Here is a 22,728-nt window from a genome sequence, read left to right as displayed (position 1 = left end):
TTACGTTGACAGTGTCACGATGACAGTGTCAATATGGTCGGCATGTGGACGATGGACGAGTTGGTGGATCGGGTACGCCAGGCGCTGGCGGCCGAATACGCCGGTGCGCCCAACGGCCGGGTCCGCGACGTCCCCGACCGGCGGGCCATCCGGTGGTACACGACCACCGGCCTGGTGGACCGGCCCTCGGGGATGCGCGGGCGCAGCGCGCTCTACGGCCCGCGGCACCTCGCGCAGATCGTGGCGGTCAAGCGCCGCCAGGCTCAGGGGCACTCCCTGGCCGCCATCCAGGCCGAGCTGACCGGCGCGAGCGACGCGGAGCTGGCCGCCGTCGCTCAACTTCCGGTTGTCGCGCCTCTTTCGGGGGAATCCTCTCCAGCACCGGCGCGCTTCTGGGCCGCCGCACCGTCCCTGCCTGCGGCGTCGTCCTCCGGCCCGCGGCGCCCGGCCGCATCGACAGAAGTCAGTGGCATCACCCTGGGAGGCGGAGCCGTTCTGGTCCTTCCCGTCCGTCTCTCCCCCGGCGACCTGGACGCGGTGACCGCCGCGGCCGCACCCCTGCTGGCCCTGCTGCACGACCGGGGCCTGCTGATCACCACCGAAGATGGGAGCCCGTCATGACCCTTTCCGTCACGCCGATGGAGCCGGCGGAGCTCGGCCGCATCCGGATCCTGCCCGACGCGGGGCTCGGCGCGCTGCGCACCGAGCGCGGCAACCTGCCCCTCGACCGTCTCGACGTGCAGGCCAGGATCAGCGGCCTGGTCGCCCGGACCACGGTGACCACCGAGTTCGTCAACGCGTACGACACGTCGCTCGAGGCGACCTATGTCTTCCCGCTCCCCGACCGGGCCGCGGTGACCGGCATGACCATGACCGCGGACGGCCGCACGGTCGAGGCCGAGCTGCAGGAGCGCGGCGCGGCGCGGCAGGCGTACGACCAGGCGATCGAGGCCGGCAAACGCGCCTCCATCGCCGAGGAGGAACGCCCCGACGTCTTCACCATGCGCGTCGGCAACATCCAGCCCGGCGAGCGCGTCACCGTCGAGCTCACCCTCGTCGGCCCCCTGCCGTGGGAGGACGACGCCGCGACGTTCCGCTTCCCGCTCGTGGTCGCACCCCGCTACGTGCCGGGCATGCCGCTGCCGGGCGAGCCGGTCGGCGACGGCCAGCTGCGCGACACCGACGCCGTGCCCGACGCCTCCCGCATCTCTCCCCCGGTGCTGCTGCCGGGCTTCCCCAACCCGCTGCGGCTGTCCATCGGCGTCGACATCGACACCGCGGGCCTGCCGCTGGGCGAGATCCGCTCCAGCCTGCACACCGTCACCACCGCCGGCGGGCGCGTCGAGATCGCCGCGGGGGAACGCGCCGACCGCGACTTCGTCCTGCGTCTGCCCTACGAGGGCAACGGGTCCGGCGCGGTGTTCGTATCCGACGAGACCGGCGGCACCTATCAGCTCGTGGTGACGCCGCCGGTTGTCGCCGACGGGCCCGCTCGGCCCAAGGACGTCGTGCTGCTGCTCGACCGCTCGGGCAGCATGGGCGGCTGGAAGATGGTCGCCGCCCGCCGCGCCGCCGCCCGCGTGGTCGACACGCTCACCGCCGGCGACCGCTTCGCCGTGCTCACCTTCGACCACCAGGTGAGCCACCCCGACGACCTCGGCACCGGCCTGTCCGACGCTACCGACCGCCACCGCTTCCGCGCCGTGGAGCACCTCGCCCGCGCCGACGCCCGCGGCGGCACGGAGTTGCTCACCCCGCTGCGCGACGGCCTGGCGCTGCTGTCCGACGTCAAGGAGCGTGACCGGGTGCTGGTCCTGGTCACCGATGGCCAGGTCGGCAACGAGGACCAGATCATCGCCGAGGTCACCAAGCTCGTCGGCACCACCCGCATCCACACGGTCGGCATCGACCGCGCGGTCAACGCGGGCTTCCTCGGCCGCCTCGCCGCGATCGGCGCCGGCCGCTGCGAGCTGGTCGAGAGCGAGGACCGCCTCGACGAGGCCATGGAGCAGATCCACCGCCGCATCGGCGCACCCCTGGTCACCGGCATCACCGTGACCGGCGTGGAGCAGGACCGTCCCCAGTCGATCTTCCCGGGCGTCCCGCTCGTGCTCTTCGGCCGCTACCAGGGCGACGCCCCGGCCACCGTCACCGTCACCGGCACCACCCGCGACGACCGGCCGTTCACCGTCGACGTCCCGGTCGACCAGCGCGAAGAACCGGCGATCACCGCCCAATGGGCCCGCGCTCACCTGCGCGACCTGGAGGACCGCTACGCCGCCGGCGACCAGACCCTGGAGGAGCAGATCGTCGCGACCTCCCTGCGCTACGGCGTCCTGTGCCGCTTCACCGCCTTCGTCGCCGTCGACACCGAGATCGTCGCCGAAACCGGCAAACCCCGCCGCGTCACCCAGCCCGTCGAGTCGCCGTCCGGCTGGCAGCGCTACGAATCGGTCGACGCCTCCTTCATCGTCGCCGGCGCCGCCCCGCCCGTGCCCCCGTCGTTCTCCGGCGCCCCGGCGGCTCCCCCGGCCCCCAGCTTCGCCCCGGTCCGCGCCCAGGCCGCGCCCGGCGCCCCGGGCGGCCCCGCACCTTTCGCCGCGGTCCCGTCGGCGATGATGCGCGCCCGCACCCCCGCCTCCGGCCGCATGGCGAAACTGGCCACCGCCCCCACCAGCACCGGCCTGACCCTCGACGAGCTCACCACCATCGTGAAACTGGAGGCCACCCGGCTCGACGAGGCCCGCGGCCGCTCCGCCCTCGAACGCCGCGACCTCCTCGCCGACCTCGCCACCCGCCTGACAGCCCTCCTGGAAGCCATGACCGCCCCCGAGATCGAGTCCCTGCGCGACCTTGCCCGCCGCCTGTCCACGATCGACGACCTGGCCGGCGCCTGGGCCGACGCCACCGAGACCCTCACCAATTTCGGCTCGGCCGGGTCCACCCGCAAGCCCTTCTGGAAACGCTGACCCCTTCCGGCCGCGGCTCCCGCGTGAGCCGCGGCCGGGTTCAGAACTTCTTGGCGATCCAGCTGACGCAACTGTCGCTGAGCTCGTCGAACGGGACGCCGTAATTCTTCTGCGCGGCTCTGTCGAGGGTCATGCTCCGGGTCCGGTACATGTCCTTGATGAAGCCGAGCATCGCCGGCTTGCCGTACTTCTGCGCCATGCAGTCGACGGCGAACGCGCCCCAGCCGTAGAACTGGTTGATGGTCGGCAGTTTCGACGTCACCGACGGGCGCCCGACGTCGAGGGAACGGTAGGGCTTCCGGCTCTTCACCAGGGTACGCACGGCCGGTGCGCGGTCGCTGGAGGTGGCCGGGCGCCCGTCGTAGGAGACGTATTCGGCGAAGCCCTCCGACAACCAGTCGTAGAACATCGTGACGGGGACCTGCCCGACCCCCGTGCCGTCGAACGCGACGACGTGACCGAGCTCGTGCTGGATGACCGCCCGGGCGTCAGCGGCGCCACCCAGCTCCGAGGCCTTGAGCACGACCTCCGACTGGATGTCGTTGATGGAGAACGCCTGACCCCGGTAACCTTCCTCCTCGCCCGACGTGAACCAGGCACTCCACTCCTTGTCGGTGGCGAGGTAGATCCGGTAGCGGTTCGGGGAACTACCCAGCTTCGCTGCGTACCGGTCCGTGACCGCGGCTGCCTTGTCAGCGATCGCGGCCAGTTCCTTGATCCGCTTGTCGTGCCCCCGGGTCGCCCCGACCGTCACCCGCTTGCCCCGCGCGAACACCATCCCGCCGTTCTGCCACGGCGTCGGCTCGTACCGCCCGGGCTTCTTCGACGTGCCGACGCCCTCGATCAGCCACCCGCCATCGGCCTTGCGCAGGCTCAGATGCTGGGTGATCGACGGCGAGCCCAGCGGCCCGGCCCTGCCCCCACCGGCGCACTCGGGCCGGCTGAAGCAGTAGGTGATGCCGTAGTCGGACTGCCAGCGCAGATCGTTCTTACTGGTGATGTCGATCGACCCGGTGTTCTCGTAGGCGAAGCCGGTGACGTCCAGCGCCTGCATGGCCGCGTAGAGATCCCGGTAGTACGCCACGACCTTCGGCTTGGCCGGATCGACGGTGGCGAGCCACCCGGTGAGGTCATGCCGCAGCAGCGCCTGGGCCTGCCGGTCGAGCACGTCCTTCACGATGAAAGAGGTCAGCCCCGAGTTGGGATCGTTGGCCGGGCTCATCGCCGTGCGCCCGGCGGGCAGCGTGAACGGCTCACCCGTCGCGACGTACCTGGTGAAACCCTCCGCCTTCCCGCTCTGCGCCGGCCCCGTCACCACCACAGCCACGGCAGCGCCTGCCGCAACGACGGCGGCGAGCGCGCCGCCGAGAAGCAGCCGTTTCCGGGACCGGCGGGCCGTGGATGCCACCGGGTGGGGCTGATCGGGATCGGGCGTCACCGGGTGGGGCGTCACCGGGTGGGGCGTCACCGGGTGGGGCGTCACCGGCTTGTCGGGCCGGGCGCCGGAACTGTCGTCGAACGAGGAGGATCGTAGGTGCACGATCGCCGATCCAACCAGCTCACGACGTTCCGCGCCGCCCCGCTCCTCACGACCGCGGCGCTTTCGACGGCCGCCGCCATCGATCTCGCGGCGACCCGGCGACCCGGCGGCCCGGCGACCGGCGACCGGCGACCGGCGACCGGCGACCGGCGACCGGCGACACGCTCCGTCACCAGCGCCGGAATGTATATGTCATGCGCTGAACAATGATTGCCACGCGCTTGACAGGTAAGGCCACTGCAAATTGCGCCATCCGGGGCCTCAGCGCAATGTTCGACGAGTGGCCGACCCCACAAATTCGTAAATATCGATCTCCAGAAACGACGAGCACGGAGTGTCACCCACGCGGATGGTGCGCTGAACCCCGGGAACTCGAGTCAGGGGCCCCTGACCACCGGCCGCTTGTCGGGAATCCCGGAATGTTCACTCGGAGATCACAGGACCAGGCGGTTCACGCCGTGCCGCTCGGGACGACCGCGGTGATCTCGATGGAGATGCGGCGGCCGCCGGCGAGGCCGACGATGGCGGCGGTGCGGGCGGGTGGGTCGGTGGGGAAGGTGTCGGCGAAGACCGCGTTGATCACGGGGAGGTCGGCGAGGTCGGTGTAGAGGACGACGGCGCGGACGACGCCGGGAAGGCTGGAGCCGCAGGCGTGGAGGATGGTTTGGATGTTGGTGAAGGCCTGGCGGCACTCGGGTTCGAAGCCGCCCTCGGGGACCGTACCCGTGGCCTGGTCGATGCCGGTCTGGGCAGCCAGGAAGAGCAGGTTGCCTACCTTGACCACGGGTGAGTAATGGCCGTTCGGGCGGGGCAGGCCCTCGGCCCGGACCACCTCGCTGGTCATCGGAGGCCCTCGGCGAGCAGTTCGGCCAGGCGGGCCGCGCCGACGTTGCCGCCGGAGAGGATGACACCGATGCGGGCGGGGGTGGGGGTCACGCGGCCGGTGAGGAGGGCGGCCAGGCCGGTGGCGCCGCTCGGTTCGAGGACGAGTTTGAGGCGGTCGACGGCGAAGCGGAGGGCGTCGCGCAGCTCGTCATCGCTGACCAGGACGATCTCGTCGACGAGGTCCTTGTTCAGGGCGAAGGTCAGCTCGCCGGGGGCGGTCGTGGCCTGGCCGTCGGCGATGGTGCGGGGGACGTCGATGGTGATCCGCTCGCCCGCGGCGAGGGAACGCCGGGTGTCGTCGCCGGCTTCGGGTTCCACGCCGATGACGCGGATGGCGGGGTGCAGGCCCTTCGCGGCGACCGCGGTACCGGCGATGAGGCCGCCGCCGCCGACCGGGACGACGATCGCGTCGAGTTCACCGACCTCGTCGAGCAGTTCCAGGGCGGCGGTGCCCTGACCGGCGATGACGTGCGGGTGGTCGAACGGCGGGATGAGGGTGAGGCCGCGTTCCCCGGCGAGGGTGCGGCCGATCTCCTCGCGGTCGGCGGTGTAGCGGTCGTAGAGCACGATCTCCGCGCCGTAGCCGCGGACGGCGTCGAGCTTGGCCACCGGGCTGTCCTGCGGCATCACGATCACGGCGGTGCTGCCCAGTTCGCGGGCGGACAGCGCGATGGCCTGGGCGTGGTTGCCCGACGAGAACGTCACCACGCCCCGGGTCAGCTGCTCGGGGGTGAGCTGGGAGAACGCGTTGTACGCGCCCCGGAACTTGAACGCCCCGACGCGTTGCAGGTTCTCCGCCTTGAGGAACACGCTCGCGCCGACGAGGTCGTCGAGGGTCCGGGACCGGATCACCGGGGTGCGGTGCGCGACCCCCTTCAGTCGCTCGGCCGCGTCGCGTACATCCTGCAAGATCACCATGCCGGTCAGCCTAGTACTCAGTAGAGGCCCTGTTTGGGGGCGTCCGGGGCGGGGCGGCCGGCGGCGACGATGTCGGCCTTCGTGGCGGTGAGCAGGTTCAGCTTCGGCGTGGCGGCGGAGTCCGTACCCGTGTCGAGGGTGGTGGTGAAGGGCTGGATCGCCGCGCAGACCGTGCCCTTGGCCGGGAGCGTCTTGTGGAGCAGGTAGTTGTCGATGCCCTTGGTGACGCAGGGGGACGAGGTGTACGCGGTGTGGCCGAAGTTGTTGCTGCTGAGGAGGCGGGCGTTGCCGAGCTGGTTCGCTGAGCCGACCGCTTCGTAGTAGTTGGTGGCCGGGTCCCAGTAGCTGCCGACGACCAGGACGGTGTTCTTCGTGGTCCTGGTGAAGGGGCCGGTGTAGGCGTCCTCGTCGCGGACCGTCCAGGTGTCGCGGGCGCAGGGGGCGCTGGCCCAGGCCCAGGCGGCGCCGAAGTACCTGGCGCGGGCGGAGGCCTTGGCGACCTTCGCGGGCCAGTTGGCGAGGTGGGCCGGGTGGCGGCCGTCGGTGCACATCACGGAGGCGTACGCGTCCAGGGAGTTGTCGTAGGCGAAAGCGCGACGAAGCCCGGCGGAGGCGGCACCGCCGTGCATCAGGGTCCAGACGTCCGCGGCGAGACCCGTGACCTGCTCCGGGGCGTCCTGGCCGTAGAGGGCGCTGAGGACGGCGCCGATGAAGGCGGCGTACGTGAGCTTCTCGCCCTGGATCGTGAGGGGTCCGGCTTTCAGCGCGGCCGTGATGGTGGCGAAGCGGGCGACCGGGTTGCCCGCCGCGAACTCGCACTTCGTGGTGCCGGCCCGGTCGCACAGGGTGAGAATGCGGCGCAGGGCCTTCTCGGCGCCGACGGCCGAACCGAGCCGGACGTCCTGGACGGTGTTCTGCGTCTTGGCCGTGCCGACCCAGTTGCGGGGGTTGATGACGCCGTCGACGGCGATGACGCGGAACCGGTCGGGGAACATGTTCGCGTAGTACTGGCCGAGGGCGGTGCCGTAGCTGAAGCCGAAGTAGTTGAGCTTGCTGTCGCCGACGGCGCGGCGCATGACCTCCATGTCGCGGGCGACCTCGGCGGTCGACATGGCTCCGGCCAGCGGACGGCCGATGGTGGAGCAGCCGGTGGCGAGTTTGCGGACGCTCGTCAGGTACGCCTTGGTCTCCGCGGCGCCGACGGGGAACGCGACGTTCATGCCCTTGAGGGCCTTGGACTGCGTACCCGTGTCGGGGAAGCAGGTGACCGGGTCGCTGGAGCCGATGCCGCGCGGGTCCATGCCGACGATGTCGAACCGTTCCAGGATCGACTGGCTGAACACGCTCGACGCGGCGAGGGCCAGGTTGGTCGCCGAGGCGCCGGGGCCGCCCGGGTTGACGAACAGGCTGCCGATCCGGTGCTTCTGGTCGGTGGCCCTGACGCGCAGCAGCGCGATCGTGGTCTGCGCACCGTACGGGTGGTCGTAGTCGAGCGGTACCTTCGCCGTGGCGCACTGGGCCCAGCCGTAACACGCGTACCAGTGCAGCTTCGGTGTGGCCACCCGCCCCACCCGCCGCGCCTCGGTCGCACTGGTCGCCGCACCCGGAGAGAACTTCGCCGCACCCGGAGCGGACTTCGCGGCAGCCTGGACGGGGGCCGGGGACAGCAGGGCCGACACGGCGAGACCGGCGGCGACGAGGCGGGAGAGGAGCGGCATGACCGTCTCTTCGGCTTCCTGTCCCGCACCGTCAGGAAAGGTCCGGTTTCAACTGTGGTGCTTGATCTTCACCGCGTAGGCCTCGGCGGAGACGTCCGGGTCGGGGTGGTCGCGCAGTCGCTGCAGTGCCTCCTGCCAGGGCGGGCTCCACTGCTGCGAGCCGCCCGGCGCGAGCAGGGCCAGCGCGAGAAGTCCCCCGGCCAGGTCGCCGCGCCCGGTGAGCCGCCGGGCCGCGGGCAGGCCGAGCTCGGGCCGGGCGGTGAACGAGTACCGGCGGTGGCGATCGAGGTCGGCGGCGAGCCGCACCGCGACTGCCGGGCGGCCGGCGACGAGATCTGCCACCTCGGCGAGCCGGTCACCGAGCGCGTCCACCCCGGCCGGGCGAAGATCCGCCAGCGCGGTGAGCAGTCCGGCCGCGTCGCTCAGGAACGCCGGGTGCGACGCGAGCTTCCGGGCGGCTACGCGTACGCGCTCCGCGTCCCGGACCACATTGTCGCGCGCCCACGAGGTCAGCCGGTCGGCGATCGCGTTCAGCCGCCGGCGCGCGGGACGGTCCCGGACGGCGCTGCCGGGTTCGGGGTCCGCGAGGTCCAGGGCTACGAGCCGGTCGAAGACCTCGGCCAGGAACCCGGCGCCGGGCCCCCGCACCATGGCCTCGGCGAGCGACCCCGCAAGCAGGTCGTGCACCCCGGATTCCGGGTCGGCGAGCACCCCGGTCACCAGGGCGGTCACGTCCGGCGCCCACGGGAGCCACGGGACGAGGCTGTTGTACGCGGCCGCCGCGATCTCCGGGTCGGGACCGGCGCAGGCCGCGACGACGAGCGGCGCGAACCGGCGGCGGCCGGGCTCGGCAAGGTCGTCGGGATCAACCGCCAGCACGGCCCGCACCTCGGACCGGTCCGCCGATGCCAGGGCCTCGGTGTAGATCTGCCAGACGGTCTCCGCGGGCAGGTAGGCGCGCAGCGACCCGACCACGGCGGCCCGCACGTCGGGGTGGGTGCCGGGGGTCCGCCACACCTCGGCGAGCAGGCCGAGGGAGTCCGGTGGCCCGTACCGGCCGAGGAGCCGCACCAGGGCCTTGAAGCTGCTCACCCGCAGCGCCGGGGCGAGCAGGACACCGCGCAGCAGGGCGAGCAGCTCGGAGCCGCTCACGAAGCGGGCCGCGCGGCCGGCGGCATCCAGTGCGACCCCGGCCCGGCCCCCACCCACCTGGTCGAGCAGCACCGGCAGCGCCTCGCCGGGCCGGTCCGTCCAGGGCAGCGCGCCCAGCGCTGCCTCGGCGAGGACGGTCCCGGGCGCGTCGAGGAAGGCGCCGAGCAGCTCGCGACCGGCGACCGGGACCCGGGCCAGATCCTTCAGCACCGCCGCCCGGGCACGGTCCTCCCGCTCGGTGTCCGCCGCGATCGCCGCCAGCACCTCGGCGTAGGCACGTTGCCGGCGGGGCAGCCACCGCCGCACGTGCAGCGGAGGGCCGGGCCGGGAGCGCGAGGCGGCGAAGAAGCCCAGGACCGGGTCGAGCAGGGTGGTGCTGTAGCCGGTGACCTCGCGCCACACCGCGTCGAAGCGCGCGGCCGCCGGATCCGCCTCCAGCAGCTCCGCGGTGCGTTCGGCCCGGGAGCGCGGGTCGTCCAGCCACAGCTCGACGGCGTCCTCGCGCACGTCACCGGAAATGCGGACGCGATCGGAGAAGCGGACGCCATCGGAGAAGGAGGAGGAAGCGGAGGAGGGAGCGGGCGCGGAGGAAGCAGAGCCGGAGGCAGAGGCCGGCAGCGCGGCGGTGCGCAGCAGATCCTGGATCTCCGGCACGTGGCGGGCCCGCGGGCCGAGGAGGCGCGCGAGGGCGACCAACGCGGTGGTGTCCGTGGCGATCCGCTTGCCCAGGGCGGCGGCGAGGAGGTGTTCCTTGCCGGGGAGCAGCGGTTTCTCGAGCCGGCCCGGGATCTCCACCCGGGTGGCCATGCCGAGCGCCCAGCGCGTGACCGCGTCGTCGGCGTCGCGCCGGGCCAGCACCTCGTACGGCAGTTCACCCATCAGCTCCTGGCTGCGGGCCGAGAAGTCCCGGGCATCGAGCGACGCGTCGGTGAACGCGGTGAGCGCGGGGATGACCGCCGGGACCAGGTGCGGGATGAGCGTGTGGAGCTGTTGCAGCGCAAGCCGGCGCACCTTGTCGCGCTCGTTGCGAGCCCCGGCGAGGCGCTGCAGCACCTCGGGCAGGGCGGCGGGTTCCCGGCGGGCCACCCCGATCATCTTCTCGTACGCGGCAGCGCGCCGGGCGGGGTCCGGATCGCGCGCGGCCCGGTCGAGCAGGGGCAGCGCCTCGGCGGCCGGCAGGTACTGGCTCCATTCGATCGTCAGTTGCTCGTCGGCCACGATATGCGGCAGGGCGAGCACGCGGCGCGCCTCGCGATGCCGCCACGCGGCGGGCAGCACGTCGACCCGGTGCGCAGAAGGAATGAGGTCCTGAGCCGCCGCGTCGTAGACCTCGCCGCGCCGCTGCGGGGCGAGGACCGGCAGCAGGTCACCGGAGAGCGCGTCGAGGGCGACCAGCTCAGCGACGCTCAGCTCCCGGAAGTGCCGGATGACCCCGCGGCCCCACCGGCGGTGCGAGACGCCCCGGGAGATCATCAGCGCCGCGACGCGGCGGGGGAAGCGGGCCGCGAGCGGCGCCAGGTCGATCGCGGGCAGCTCGCCCGGCGCATATCGTTCGAGCAGATCCAGGACCAGGCCCGGCTGGGTACGCGTACACGTGCCGACCGCCGTCACCAGCGCGTCCCAGTCCGGCGTCCCCATGGCCGCGAGCCGCGCGCCGGCGTAGTCGAGGAGCACGGCGGCGTGGCGGCGGGCGAGGACCTTCCACGAGACGATCGCGTGCGCGAGCTCCGGGAGCAGCCGCGCGACGACCGGTGCGGTGCAGGCGGGCAGCACCACGGCCGCCTCGTGATCCCCGTAGCGCTCGCGGACCAGGTCGATCACGTCGTCGCCGGACCCCGGGTTCCGGCGCAGCAACCGCAGGACGAGGTGACGCAGCACGGGGGTGGCGTCGGTCAGCAGGGCTTCGGCCGTGGACCAGCCGAGCCTCAGCGCTTGTCGCGCCGCTTCCCCGCGTACCGACGGATCCGGATCCTGCAGGGCCTCGACCACGACGGACCGTGCGCCGAACGCCGCGGCCGCCGTCACCGCCAGGTAGCGCTCGTCAGGCCCGCCCGCGGCCAGAGTGGCGATCCCGGCGTGCGGGTCGGGAAGCTCACGCAACGCGCGCAGCAGGGCGGGGATGGTCCGGGGGTAGGGCAGCACCTGCGGATTCTGCCCCACCCCCGCAACAACCCTGGGATCAGGGCGCGGTCAGCGGTGCGGTGAGACCGTCCGGGGAGGTACGCGGGGACAGCCTGCTCGCCGCCGGCACCGGGTTCGGGAAGCCCAGCGTCGCGAGCTTGCCGCCGACCTGGTTCTGCGCCTGGCAGTCCTCGGTGCAGGCCGTGGGCGGGTTCGCCACCTCGGTCGCGTCCTCGCCGGTGACCATGCCGAGTCGGCCGCCGCTGGCCACGTCCCAGACGCTCGTCGCGCCGCAGTGGTCCCTGGTCTCGGTGAGGCCCAGCGCGTTGGTGAGGTCAGGGCCGCACGACGCCTGCGGGATGCGCGTGGCGACCTGGGCGCTGTCGCGCAGGATCAGCTTCGGGGAGAGATCGCTGCCGATGTTGACCCGCGGGCTGACGCGTACGCACAGGTCGCCGGACGGACCGGTCTGCTCGCTCGTGCAGCCGGAGCCCAGCCACTTACCCAGGTCGGCGCGGAAATTGGGGTTGTCGTAGTAGAACGTGGTGTCCGCGAGGGTGTGCACGATCCGGGTGCGGGTGCCGTCGCCGCGGGCCACCTCCATCTGGAAGATGCCGCCCTGCGCGCAGTCCTTCGCCTGGATCTTCATGCTCAGCCCGCTCGTGCCGGTCCGCGAGATCGTCATGTCCTCGTCGCGCAGTTCCAGGCCGATACCGCTGGTCAGGGCGAGGCCGCGGTGATCGGGGACCTTGCCCGCGTAGACGGGCGTGAGCTTGCCGCCGGTCATGTCGCCGGTGTTGGCGGCGCCGGTGAACGCGTAGTCGTAGATGGCGAACGTCACCGGATCGATGGTGAACTGCGTGTACTTGCCCTGCACCAGGAAGCGGGTGGCGGGCGCGGCGACCGTACCCCGGAACCGGTCCTTCTGGCCGACCTTGCCGAGCACCGCGTAGCTGCCGCCGGTGCAGAACTTGGAGCTGGCCGCCTCCGCGGGGGCTGCCGCGACGACCGCGGCGAGCGGGACGGCCGCGGCGAACACGGCGAACGCCGCGAGGCTCTTGGAGCGAAGAGTTGACATGGCGTCGACTCTGTCCGGGTTTGCCCTAAGCGCGGGTTAGTCGCAGGTTAAAGCAACCCTAAGGCCGCCCGATCCGGTATCTTCGGCCGCTGATCTTGGCCGGCGGATTCGGTACGGTGACGTCCTCTCACGGCGGCGCATAGGGCGGTAATGGACGACACCGAAGATCCACTGCTGGTCCGCCCGTACGTCTCCGCGCCCCCGCCGGTCGTCTCCTCCCCCACCTGGCCCGCGTCGCCGCCCGCCCCCGACCTCGCGGATGCGACCGTTGTCATCCCCCGCGTTCCGCCCGCTGTCCTCCCCCGGCGTCGCCGCCGCTGGGCACTGCTGATCGCCGTCGTGGTCGCCCTCGCTGCCGCCGGCCTGGCCGTCACGCTCAAACCCGGGGCGCACCGTACGCCGCAAGCTTTCGTCGACGTCTCGCTCCCGCCGTGGTCCACCGCTGCGACTCCGGCCGGGGTGCCTTCCTCGGCCACGGCCACTCGTACTTCCCGTGTCCGGACCCGCTCCCCCATATCCACGCGGCCGTCGTCCTCCCGCACCTCGTCCGCTTCCCCCGCCCCCTCGTTTTCCGCTGCCCCGTCGCCGGCACCGTCGCCGTCCGTGGTGTCCGCCGTGGCGCGGACCGGGACGATCACCGAGACCGGCGGCTACTGCCTCGACCTCAACGGCGGCGTGGCGGTCGACACCAACCACGTCCAGGTCTTCGACTGCAACGGCACCGCCGCCCAGGTGTGGACCCTCGACACCGACGGCACCCTGCGCGTCAGCGGCAAATGTGCCCAGAGCAGCGACGACACCCGCGTCCGCATCACCACCTGCCGCGGCCAGGACACCACCCTGTGGCGGGTCGACGGCGCCACCGTCATCAACGTGGCGACCGGCACCTGCCTCACCGACCCCGCCGGCGGCAACCGCCTCGGCGCCGGCGTCCGCACGACCACCTGCAACGGCAGCAGCAACCAGCGCTGGAACCTGCCGTAGCGTCCGCACTGGCACTCGTCGGTCATGCTTCAAGGTGTGCGAACGATCCTCAACATCCTCTGGTTCATCTTCGGCAGCGGTTTCCTGCTCGCGATCGGCTACGGCATCGCGGCGCTGATCTGCTTCGCGCTGATCGTCACCATCCCGTTCGGCGTCGCGGCCATGCGGCTGGCGGTCTACTCGCTGTGGCCGTTCGGGCGCACCGTGGTGAGCCGGCCCAGCGCCGGGGTCGCCTCCGGCATCGCCAACGTCCTGTGGGTCGTGCTCGCCGGGTGGTGGTTGGCGCTCACCCACATCACCGCCGGGATCGCGCTGTGCGTGACGATCATCGGGATACCGTTCGGAATCGCCAACTTCAAGCTCGTACCCGTGGCATTCTGGCCTCTCGGCCGCGAGATCGTCGAGCTCGACCGATAGGACACGGCCTGAGCCGCCACGGCGCGTGTATGGTGGCTTTCCCTTCACCGGGCCGGGCCGAGACCGATAGGCAGCGCATGCCACGTGTGCCACCCCTGCTAGTGCCGGCGTACGCCGCTGCCGCGGGCGTGCCCGCAGCGGTCGCCCCCGGCAGCGCGGTGGCGCATTTCTCCTACCTGATCTGCTTCACCAGCCTCGTCGCACTCGGCTGGGCGCGGCTGCGCACGATCACCGGCCCCGTCCGCAGCGGCTACGCGTACGTCATCGGGGCGCTCACCATCTGGGTCGTGGGCGACCTGTTGTCCGACGTACTGACGTGGCTGCTGGGGCCGATGGGGGACGTGCAACCCTCCGATGTGCTCTGGGTCAGCGGTTACCCGCTGCTCGCGATCGGCCTGATCAGACTGGTCCGGGTGCGGGCCCCCGGCAACCTGCGCGAGGGCATGCTCGACGCGCTGGCGATGGCCACGGTGATGGCCTGGCTGTGCTGGCAGTTCCTGATCCTGCCGGCAGCCGAGCACCAGCAGCTCTCCCTGGCCATCGTGTTCGGCGCCTTCTACCCGCTCGGCGACGTCGTCCTCTTCGCCGTCGTCGCGATCCTCGTCCTGGCCCCCGGCTCGAAACACGGCCCGACCCGCTACCTGGTCGCCGCCCTCACCGTGACGATGGTCGGCGACGTCTGCATCTCCATGCTCCCGGCCCTGCTCCCGGCGCTGTCCCGCGCCGTGCAGGCCGAACGCCTCGACGGCGTCCTGCTCGTGGCCAACAGCTTCTTCGTGGCCGCGCTCGTGCACCCCCGCGCCGATCGCATCGAACCGGACACCGAGCACGAGGACCGCCTGCACCCCGCCCGGGTCGTCTTCCTGGGCATCTCCCTGGTCGCCCTGCCGATGTTCGCCGGCCTGCAGACCTTCGACAGCGTCCTGAGCCGCGTCTCCCTGCTCGTGTCGATCGCCCTGCTCACCTCGCTGATCCTGGTGCGCTTCGTCCTGGTCGTCCGCGGCCAGGAGGACATCCGCGCGGTCCTGGCCCACCAGAACCGCCACGACCAGCTCACCGGCCTGGCCAACCGCCAGGCCCTGCGGGCCGCCCTCGAAACCTCGCTCGCCGCCGCCCACGGCTACGGCCCGGTCATCTTCTACCTGGACCTGAACGGTTTCAAACAGATCAACGACCGCCACGGCCACGCCGCCGGCGACTTCGTCCTCATCGAGTTCGCCCAGCGCCTGCGCGCCTCCCTGCGCCCCGGCGACCTCGCCGCCCGCTTCGGCGGCGACGAATTCGTCGTCCTCGCCTGCGACGTCAAATCCCCCGCCGACGCCCACGCCATCGCCACCCGCCTGCGCAACCTCGTCACCGACCCCGTCTGCCAGGCCGACGACTCCTACCCCCTCGGCGTCAGCATCGGCATCGCCGCCGCCGGCGACTACCCCACCCCCGACACCGACACCCTCCTCGCCGCCGCCGACGCCGGCATGTACACCGAGAAACACCAGCACCGCCAGGAATCAGCCGCCCTCCCCGCCCCGGGCGAACTCCTCGAACACTCCGCCACCTGACCGGACCGGCCGCACCTTCAGCACGAGCACGTCCGCACGGAGCTCATGCTCAGCAATCGGCAACCGCCCCCCGATCGCGGTGGCGGCGAGCAGGTTGACCGCGGCATGCGGACCACACACCACGTCGGAGACCAACGGCCCCCTGTGGAGCCGATCGAGGAAATCGCGGCCCGCTGCCGCGGCGTCCGCAGCGTGAGAGCTGACGCCGACCGGAACCGGCTTACCCGTTCCTGACACGAACGCCTCGGCCAGCAGCAGCTGAGCCTGACCGCTCTGCCATGTCGCGGGCTGGGTGGTTGCCGTACAGGCGGGGACCCGTTCGGCGAGCGCCTTGAATATCCATGTCGCCTGGGCGATGCCGGTGGCTAGGACGCCGGCACCCGCACCGGCCGACCAGGGCCGGTTTCCCTCCCCGGCACGGGCCTTCCCCAGGTCCTCCCAACGATCCGGGACAGGGACGGCCATCGGCGCTTCCAGGAGCAGCGCGACCTGGTCACCCCGGGTGAGGGCGGCAGCCACCGCGTCGACCGCCGTCGCAGGATCAATGCCGGCACCGATCGGCTCAGCCCCACGCGTGTCCAGCGCCACCCAGGCGAAGCGTGACGGCGGACGAACCGAGCCGACATCCACCGCGACAACACAGACGTCCATGACCGGGATCAAACCGCGGCTAATTCGGTGGTGTCCAGTGGTAGTGGGTTGAGGTGGTGATTGCGTGGAAGCCGAGGCGGCGCAGGATGGGGGCGCTGGCCGGGGAGGCGTCGACGTGGAGCAGGGGGACGCCGCGGGTGACGGCGTCCTGGGCGCGGGCGGCGATCAGGGCGCGGTAGATGCCGCGGCCGCGCCACTGGGGCAGGGTCGTGCCGCCGAGGAGGGCGGCGAACTCGGTGCCCGGGTAGTAGAGGGACCAGGCGGAGCAGACGATCCGATCATCTGCCTCGGCGATCAGGATGGTGATCTGGGTGGGGTCGGCCGATACCTGGGACAGGAGCATGCCCGTGACCCAGGACAGGTCGGTGTCCCACACCTCGCTCTGGTGGTCGGCGATGCGGCGCAGGTCATCGGTTTCGTGGACCTGTCGCAGCACGATGCCGGCGGGCAGGACGGGCTCGGTGGCCAGCTCGGCGGCGAAGCCGAGCAGGGTCGTGGACGGGTCCTCCGGCACGAAACCGGCCGCGACGAGGCGCTCGGGGAGGTCCGCCGGCAGGTCGTGGGCCCGGAATTTCCATTCGACGCCCTGGCCGCGGGCCTGGAAGTAGTCCCGCTGACGGACGATCAGGCGGTCGAGGGCGGCACCCGTGACGCCGACGTCGCGCGGCGCCCGGATCCGTCCCATGTGGCCGCCGACGATCCGGACGACCGGGCCGTCGTGCTCGTAGGTCACGCCGGCGGGGAGGGTGCCGCCGGGCGGCATGCGCATCTGCGCGTCGTAGACGGCCAGGAGAGCAGCGGTATCCACCATCGTCCCAATATGACAGTCAGGGCAGGAGCCGCGTCCACTGTCCGGGGGCCGCGGTGAAGAACCGCATGATGGAGAACAGGCGTGCGTACGGGGTTGCGGTCCAATGTCGCGCCCCCGGCTCGGGCACCGGGTGGGCGAGCCGTCCCAGGGCCCAGTGCAGATGGTGCCAGAGGACGCGGGCGGGCCAGTCGCCCAGGTCGGGAGTGCCGAGGTAGCCGCGCAGCGCCCGGTCCGCCGCCGGCAGGGGGAGCTTCGCGAAGTCGATGGCGGGGTCGGCGAGGCGGGCGTCACCCCAGTCGACGAAACCGGTGAAACGCCCGTCGGGGCCGGCCATGAGGTTCTGGTCCGCGACGTCGCCGTGGAGCAGGACGGGCGGCAGGGGCGGACGGCGGAGTCTGCCGAACCAGCCGGTCAGCCAGGACGCCGTCGCCGCGTCGATGAGCCCACCTGTCGCGTACGCGTTGACAAGCGCAACGGGATCGTCCGGAGCGGGCGCGTCGAGGCCCGGTACGGCGGTGACCGTGTGCAGGACGGCCAGCCCTTCGCCCACCGCTTCGTAGAACCCGGCTGCGACGGGCGCGGTCACGGCGTCGGCGCCGGGAACCCGCGTGACGACCATGTAGCCGCCCGCGTATTCGACGATCGGTGGTGTCGGGACGCCGGCGGCTACGGCGTACGGGATGACGATCGCCTCGCGGGCCAGATCGGTGGCGGCCGCGGCGTCCCGGGGGATGCGGAGGATGAGCGAGTCGCCAAGGGCGTAACAGCGGTTGGCGGCGCCGCCCGGTATCTCGCGGACCGGGAGTGCGTACCGCAGGCCGATGGTGTCGGCGCAGGGGTTGAGCATCGGGGCGATCCTAATCGCCCGTTACGATCGTGGGCATGGCGACGCGGCTGGTGCAGATCAACATGAAGGCCCGGGACGATGCCGCGCTGGGCCGTTTCTGGGCGGCGGCGCTCGGGTGGGAGATCTCCAGCGAGGGGCCCGGCGTGACCAACCTCGAGCCCGCCGGCTTCGTCTACCCCGACCCCGTCGCCGTCGTCGGGGACATCATCGTCTCGCCGGAGCCCAAGACGGTGAAGAACCGCGTGCACGTCGACCTCGCCACCGCGTCGGCGGCCCATCAGACGGAGACGGTCGCGCGGTTGACGGGGCTCGGGGCGACGCTCGCCGACGTCGGTCAGGGTGATGTCCCGTGGACGGTCATGGCCGACCCGGAGGGCAACGAGTTCTGCGTGCTGGACTCGATGCTGCAGGAGACCGGCCCGATCGCGTCCGTCGTGGTGGACTGCGCGGATCCGCGGGTCATGGCCCGGTTCTGGGGCGAGGCCACCGACTGGACCGTGCACAAGGTGACCGATGACAGTGCGGTGCTGCGCTCCGCGACGGGCGTCGGGCCCTATTTGCAGTTCCTCCGCTCGCCCGACGTGAAGACCGGGTGGAACCGCGTGCACCTCGACATCCGCCCCTACCCGGCTGACGACCTGGAGGCCGAGGCCGCCCGGCTGACGGGTCTCGGCGCCACCCCCGTCGACCTGGGCCAGGACATCACGTGGAAGGTCCTGACCGACCCCGAGGGCAATGAGTTCTGCCTGCTCACTCCGAGCTGAATCACTCCGGGCTGATGGGCGGGAGCGCCTGGTACGCCGGGCGCAGCAGCTCGGCGAGGGGCACACCCCCGTACCGCAGCGGTGGCGTGTCGATCTGGTCGAGGAGCAGGTCGGGGCGGGCCGGGCGCAGGGGGGACGGCGACGGCGCGGTGGGCGTACCCATGTCCCAGAAGTTGGAAAGGTCACCCAGGCCGGGGGCGGCGGGCTCGGGCTCGACCACCGCGGGTTGTGCCGTCGCCCGGAGCTGGGTGAGGCGGGTGAGGAGCTCGTCGCGGCCGCGGCCCCGCCAGGTGAAGGTGCCGAACGGGTCGGTCTCGAAGGAGTCGGCGAGGGCGTAGACGGTGGCGGCGAGGTGGATGCAGGGCATGGGCCAGCGTTCGCAGGCGCAGTCCATGGCGACCTCGGCGAGCGAGAGCGGGAGCAGGGTCAGCCCGGCGCGGCGGAAGACGGCGTCGATGCCGGTGGGCATGCGCCCGGCGAGCAGGTCGGCGACGTAGCGGGCCTCGGCGGCCAGGTCGTCCTCGATGCCGGCCCACTCGGCGGCGCCGAACGCGCGGACGGCGATGCGGGACCGGAACGCGCGGGGGTCGTCGGGGCCGCGGACCTGGGCGACGACGAGGCTGCCGGAGATGCTGAGGCTGCGAACGTGCCCGGCGCGGGCGTCGCGGCGGCCGCGGGCGAACGTCGGGGCCATGCGCAGGGCCTCGAACATCGCCACGAACGACGCGGAGAACGACTCAGTCACCGACGGCCTCCGGGGCGAGCCGGGCGAGGTCGAGCAGCTCGTCGCTGGACAGGGTCGTCAGCCAGCCCTCGCCGTTGCCGACGACGCGCTCGGCGAGCACGCCCTTGTCCGCGAGAAGCCGGTCGATGCGCTCCTCGAGGGTGCCGAGGCAGACGAGCGTGTGGACCTGCACGTCGCGGTCCTGCCCGATCCGGTACGCCCGGTCGGTCGCCTGCGCCTCGGTCGCCGGGTTCCACCACCGGTCTACGTGGACGACGTGGTTCGCCGCCGTCAGGTTGAGCCCCGTGCCGCCTGCCTTGAGCGACAGCACGAAGATCCCCGGCCGCCGGTCGGCCTGGAAGTCGGCGACCATCGTGTCCCGCGCCCCGCGTGGGGTCCCGCCGTGCAGATACCGGACCGGCACCCCGAACCGCGCGGCCAGGTGCGGCACCAGCATCGTCCCGAAGCGCGCGAACTGGGTGAAGCACAGCGTGCTCTCCCCCTCGGCCAGCGCCGCGTCGAGGATCTCCTCGAGGCGTTCGAGTTTCCCGGAGCGCCCCGCGAGCGGTGAGCCGTCGCCGAGCAGCTGCGCGGGGTGGTTGCAGACCTGTTTGAGCTTCGTCATCGCGGCCAGGACGTACCCCTTGCGCCGGGTCTCGTTGTCCTGTTTCATCCGCAGCAGCATGTCGTCGAGCACCGCCCGGTAGAGCGTGGCCTGCTCGGTGGTCAGCCCGCACAGGTGCCGGGTCAGCCGTTTCGCGGGCAGGTCGTCGATCACGCTCGGATCGGACTTCACCCGCCGCAGCAGGAACGGCCGCGTGGCCTGCCGCAGCCGTGCGGCGGCGTCCTCGTCGGCATACCGTTCGATGGGTACGGCGTAGCGGTTGCGGAACGTGTGCGCGCTCCCCAGCAGCCCCGGGTTGAGGAAGTCGAGAATGGACCACATCTCGGCGAGCCGGTTCTCGACGGGCGTACCGGTCAGGGCGATCCGCGACCGCGCCGGGAAGCGTCGGACGGCTTTGGCGGTGCCGCTCGCGCTGTTCTTGATGTGCTGCGCCTCGTCGAGCACCACCCGGTCCCAGCCGACCCGCGCCAGCTCATCGGCGTCCAGCGTCGCGGTCGCATAGGTGGTCAGCACCACGTCGGCCCCGTCCGCGAGCTCGGCAGGCTCGGCCCGGTCGGCCCCGTGCAGCACCCGCACCCTGAGCGACGGCGCGAACCGCGCGGCCTCCCGCTGCCAGTTCCCCAGCACCGACAGCGGGCAGATCAGCAGCGTCGGCCCCCGCCGGCTCCCGAGCAGCAGAGCCAGCAACTGCACGGTCTTGCCCAGCCCCATGTCATCCGCGAGCAGTGCCCCCAGCCCCAGACCGTCCAGGAAGGACAACCAGGAATAACCCCTCATCTGGTACGCCCGGAGCACGCCGGTGAGTTCCGGCGGCGGCTCGATCAGCTCGAGCCTCTCCCCCAGCCGCCCGCCCAGCAGGTCGGCCACCCATCCCCGCCCCCGGACCTCGGTCACGGGCAGCGGCACCTCCTCGGGCGGCATCAACCGGACCAGCCGCAGCGCACCCCCGGCGGTCATCGTCCCGCCGCCCCGCTTCAGAAACTCCAGCCCCGTCCGCAGCCGCTGCGCGTCGAGATACACCCATCGCCCCCGCAGCCGGACCAGCGGAACCTTCACCCGAGCCAGCTCCGCCAGCTCGTCGTCGGTCAGCACCTTCCCGCCGAGCGCCAGCCCCCAGTCGTACCCGACGAGCGTCGCCAGGTTGGTCGTCTCGTCCCGCAGCACGTGCGCGGCGGCCTCCCGGCTGCGCACCTCCAGCGCCAGCCCGAACCGCAACGGCTCCCGCCACCACTTCGGCAGCAGCACGCCGAACCCCGCCTGCTCCAGCACCTCCGCATGCCCCAGGAACCGGTAGGCCCCCTCGGTATCCAGCACCAGCTCAGCCGGCCGCGCCACCCGCAACGCCGCCTCGAGATCCCCGAACACCCGCGCCGCCTGCCCCAGCCCCGCGATCAGCCGATCCTGCGGCCGCTGCGTCCACCGCCGCAGCGGCGCGATCGCGTCCTGCCAGACCTCGGTCGCGCTGACCAGCAGACTCGGCTCCTCCAAGGGCTGCAGCAGAAACTCCAGCAACCACGCGTCCTCAGGCCCGGCATCCGGCGGCGGCGCGGTGTCATGGGCGCTGGTCGCGTCGGGCTCATCGGGCTCGACCTCATGCAGATGGCTCAGCCGGAACACCACCCGCACCACGGACCCACTGCTCGCCTCGGCATGCCACTCATCCAGCGCCTCGGCCAGAATGTCCAGCTCACCCGGCTTCGCCCGCCACGCATCCACCGTGCCCGTGTCCGGCGCGGCCTTGGCGGTGTTGCCGTCCTTGGTGGGGGCGGCGTTGCCGTCGTCGGTGGTGAGGGCGGTGAGCCAGGGGGCTCCGGTGAGGGTGATGCCGGCCTCGGCGAGGCGGGTGCGGACGAGGCCGTCGACGAGGCGGTGCAGGGCTGCGTGGAGGGCGTCGGCGGCGGGGAGCCCGTCGACGTCCCCGGGCCGGGCCCGTTCGGCGCGGCAGGCGGGTGGCATGCGCTCGACCAGGGCGGCGTGCCGGGCCGCGTCGGGGCCGGTCAGCACCGGCCGCCAGAACCCCCGCGCTCCCTCGGCCCGGGACCGTCCGCGCGGCTCGCCGGGCCGCACCCCCGGCAGCACCCGCCCCCGCGCCACCAGATCAGCGGCGAACGCGCACACCTCGGCCAGATAAGCCACGGACGCAGCGGCCCGAGCCCCGAACTCGTCAGCCATCTCCTCGGTCACGAACGGCACCACCACCGCGGGCACCACCCACGGCCGCAGCTTCGGCACCCCCCGCCGGGCCGCCAGCCCCAGCCCCGGCGACGGCAACGGCCCCGCCGACGTCGACGGCAGCAACACCGTCGACGTCCGCAACTCCCCGAGCGTGCTCGCCCCCCGAGCCGTCACACCCCCGGGCACGAACGCGGACGGATGCTCCCCCCGGCGCACGCCGGCGGCAGGAGGCACGTTGCCGGCGGAAGCCGAGCCCGACGCGGGGCCGGCCTCGCCCCAGAGGGCGAGGGCCCCGTCGCGGGCGATGAACCCGTGCAGCACCGTCATCCGAGGCTCCAGACGAGGTCCGGCGCGCGCACCCGGGCGCACCGCGGCCCACCCTCGGCGTCGGTGAGCCCGACCCGCCCGACCAGCAGCAGATCCCCGTCATGGGCCGCCCGCAGGACCGCGGTCGGGATGTCGCCGAAGAACAGCTTGGCCCGCCGGAACATCGCGAACGCGTCGCCGTCGACGGAACCCCAGCTCAGATAGAGGAACCGTGCTCCCGGCCGCCCGTGCACGAACGGCCCGCCGACATCGAGCAGCTCGTCGACCTCGCGGCTCGTGACCTCGAACTCCCAGGTCACGGCGCCGGCGAACGCCGAGACCCGGTCGACGACCTCGGTGACCCGGCCGGGCCCGGTCCGCTGCACGCCGACGTGCACGTTCCTGAGGCGCAGGGCATCGGCTGCCGCCCCGCCACGACGCCCTGGCAGGTCGCTGCCCTCGATCCGGATCCGCACGCCCTGAA

At 72.4% G+C, this 22,728-nt stretch carries 18 protein-coding genes; 6 read left to right on the top strand and 12 right to left on the bottom strand.

All coding sequences use genetic code 11. The features are described 5' to 3' along the window. The first annotated feature begins 33 nt into the window (after positions 1-33). On the top strand, positions 34-621 hold the full coding sequence (locus tag Aco04nite_RS12280) for a MerR family transcriptional regulator (protein WP_244875932.1): 588 nt from the start codon (positions 34-36) through the stop codon (positions 619-621). Then, positions 618-2,969, top strand: coding sequence for a VIT domain-containing protein (locus Aco04nite_RS12275; protein ID WP_212997371.1), 2,352 nt, complete (start codon positions 618-620; stop codon positions 2,967-2,969). Before Aco04nite_RS12280 ends, Aco04nite_RS12275 begins: the two co-directional genes overlap by 4 nt. A 40-nt stretch (positions 2,970-3,009) precedes the next feature. Here the strand turns inward: Aco04nite_RS12275 and Aco04nite_RS12270 are convergent, their stop codons facing one another. The 6 genes from Aco04nite_RS12270 to Aco04nite_RS12245 form a co-directional block, all read right to left on the bottom strand. Continuing rightward, a complete protein-coding gene (locus Aco04nite_RS12270; protein ID WP_212997370.1) occupies positions 3,010-4,509 on the bottom strand; it encodes a hypothetical protein in 1,500 nt (499 codons plus the stop codon). Between the two features lie 451 nt (positions 4,510-4,960). Continuing rightward, entirely contained in the window at positions 4,961-5,353 is a 393-nt protein-coding gene (locus Aco04nite_RS12265; protein ID WP_212997369.1) for a RidA family protein, read from the bottom strand. Further along, positions 5,350-6,312, bottom strand: a complete 963-nt coding sequence (locus Aco04nite_RS12260) for a threo-3-hydroxy-L-aspartate ammonia-lyase (RefSeq protein ID WP_212997368.1) — start codon at positions 6,310-6,312, stop codon at positions 5,350-5,352. Before Aco04nite_RS12260 ends, Aco04nite_RS12265 begins: the two co-directional genes overlap by 4 nt. A 17-nt stretch (positions 6,313-6,329) precedes the next feature. Further along, a complete protein-coding gene (locus tag Aco04nite_RS12255; RefSeq protein WP_212997367.1) occupies positions 6,330-8,030 on the bottom strand; it encodes an alpha/beta fold hydrolase in 1,701 nt (566 codons plus the stop codon). A 48-nt stretch (positions 8,031-8,078) separates the two neighbouring features. Continuing rightward, positions 8,079-11,324: a hypothetical protein gene (locus tag Aco04nite_RS12250; RefSeq protein ID WP_212997366.1), complete on the bottom strand. Its 3,246-nt coding sequence runs from the start codon at positions 11,322-11,324 to the stop codon at positions 8,079-8,081. 37 nt (positions 11,325-11,361) lie between these two features. Continuing rightward, a complete protein-coding gene (locus Aco04nite_RS12245) occupies positions 11,362-12,381 on the bottom strand; it encodes a hypothetical protein (RefSeq protein ID WP_212997365.1) in 1,020 nt (339 codons plus the stop codon). Positions 12,382-12,531: 150 nt separating this feature from the next. On the opposite strand from Aco04nite_RS12245, the gene Aco04nite_RS12240 reads away from it, so the two are divergent. From Aco04nite_RS12240 to Aco04nite_RS49575, 3 genes are all read left to right on the top strand, one after another. After that, entirely contained in the window at positions 12,532-13,365 is an 834-nt protein-coding gene (locus Aco04nite_RS12240) for a ricin-type beta-trefoil lectin domain protein (RefSeq protein ID WP_212997364.1), read from the top strand. 36 nt (positions 13,366-13,401) lie between these two features. Further along, positions 13,402-13,782 (top strand): YccF domain-containing protein, encoded by a 381-nt coding sequence (locus Aco04nite_RS12235; RefSeq protein WP_244875931.1) that lies wholly within the window; start codon positions 13,402-13,404, stop codon positions 13,780-13,782. Positions 13,783-13,859: 77 nt separating this feature from the next. Beyond that, positions 13,860-15,341, top strand: a complete 1,482-nt coding sequence (locus Aco04nite_RS49575) for a GGDEF domain-containing protein (RefSeq protein WP_280519335.1) — start codon at positions 13,860-13,862, stop codon at positions 15,339-15,341. Here Aco04nite_RS49575 and Aco04nite_RS12225 read toward each other — a convergent pair. The 3 genes from Aco04nite_RS12225 to Aco04nite_RS12215 are packed head-to-tail and all read right to left on the bottom strand — an operon-like array spanning position 15,291 to position 17,650. Further along, positions 15,291-15,992, bottom strand: coding sequence for a hypothetical protein (locus Aco04nite_RS12225; protein ID WP_212997362.1), 702 nt, complete (start codon positions 15,990-15,992; stop codon positions 15,291-15,293). The two genes, Aco04nite_RS49575 and Aco04nite_RS12225, sit on opposite strands and share 51 nt — an antisense overlap. A gap of 19 nt (positions 15,993-16,011) precedes the next feature. Next, complete coding sequence (locus tag Aco04nite_RS12220; RefSeq protein ID WP_212997361.1) at positions 16,012-16,803, bottom strand: GNAT family N-acetyltransferase; 792 nt, start codon at positions 16,801-16,803, stop codon at positions 16,012-16,014. Between the two features lie 16 nt (positions 16,804-16,819). After that, a complete protein-coding gene (locus Aco04nite_RS12215; RefSeq protein ID WP_212997360.1) occupies positions 16,820-17,650 on the bottom strand; it encodes an aminoglycoside phosphotransferase family protein in 831 nt (276 codons plus the stop codon). Positions 17,651-17,685: 35 nt separating this feature from the next. On the opposite strand from Aco04nite_RS12215, the gene Aco04nite_RS12210 reads away from it, so the two are divergent. Beyond that, positions 17,686-18,414: a VOC family protein gene (locus Aco04nite_RS12210; RefSeq protein ID WP_212997359.1), complete on the top strand. Its 729-nt coding sequence runs from the start codon at positions 17,686-17,688 to the stop codon at positions 18,412-18,414. Between the two features lies 1 nt (position 18,415). On the opposite strand, the gene Aco04nite_RS12205 is transcribed toward Aco04nite_RS12210, so the two are convergent. From Aco04nite_RS12205 to Aco04nite_RS12195, 3 genes are read right to left on the bottom strand one after another with little or no spacing between them, the layout of a single operon-like run. Next, a complete protein-coding gene (locus Aco04nite_RS12205; RefSeq protein WP_244875930.1) occupies positions 18,416-19,159 on the bottom strand; it encodes an SWIM zinc finger family protein in 744 nt (247 codons plus the stop codon). Further along, a complete protein-coding gene (locus Aco04nite_RS12200; RefSeq protein ID WP_244875929.1) occupies positions 19,152-22,265 on the bottom strand; it encodes a DEAD/DEAH box helicase in 3,114 nt (1,037 codons plus the stop codon). The genes Aco04nite_RS12205 and Aco04nite_RS12200 overlap by 8 nt, the downstream gene beginning before the upstream one ends. Continuing rightward, on the bottom strand, positions 22,262-22,720 hold the full coding sequence (locus Aco04nite_RS12195; protein ID WP_244875928.1) for a DUF5990 family protein: 459 nt from the start codon (positions 22,718-22,720) through the stop codon (positions 22,262-22,264). Before Aco04nite_RS12195 ends, Aco04nite_RS12200 begins: the two co-directional genes overlap by 4 nt. Positions 22,721-22,728: the final 8 nt, after the last annotated feature.

It is taken from the genome of Winogradskya consettensis (assembly GCF_018332715.1).
Classification (GTDB): Bacteria; Actinomycetota; Actinomycetes; order Mycobacteriales; family Micromonosporaceae; genus Actinoplanes; species Actinoplanes consettensis.
The sequence above is the reverse complement of the archived record's forward strand: the minus strand, read 5'-3'. Positions and strand labels throughout refer to the sequence as shown.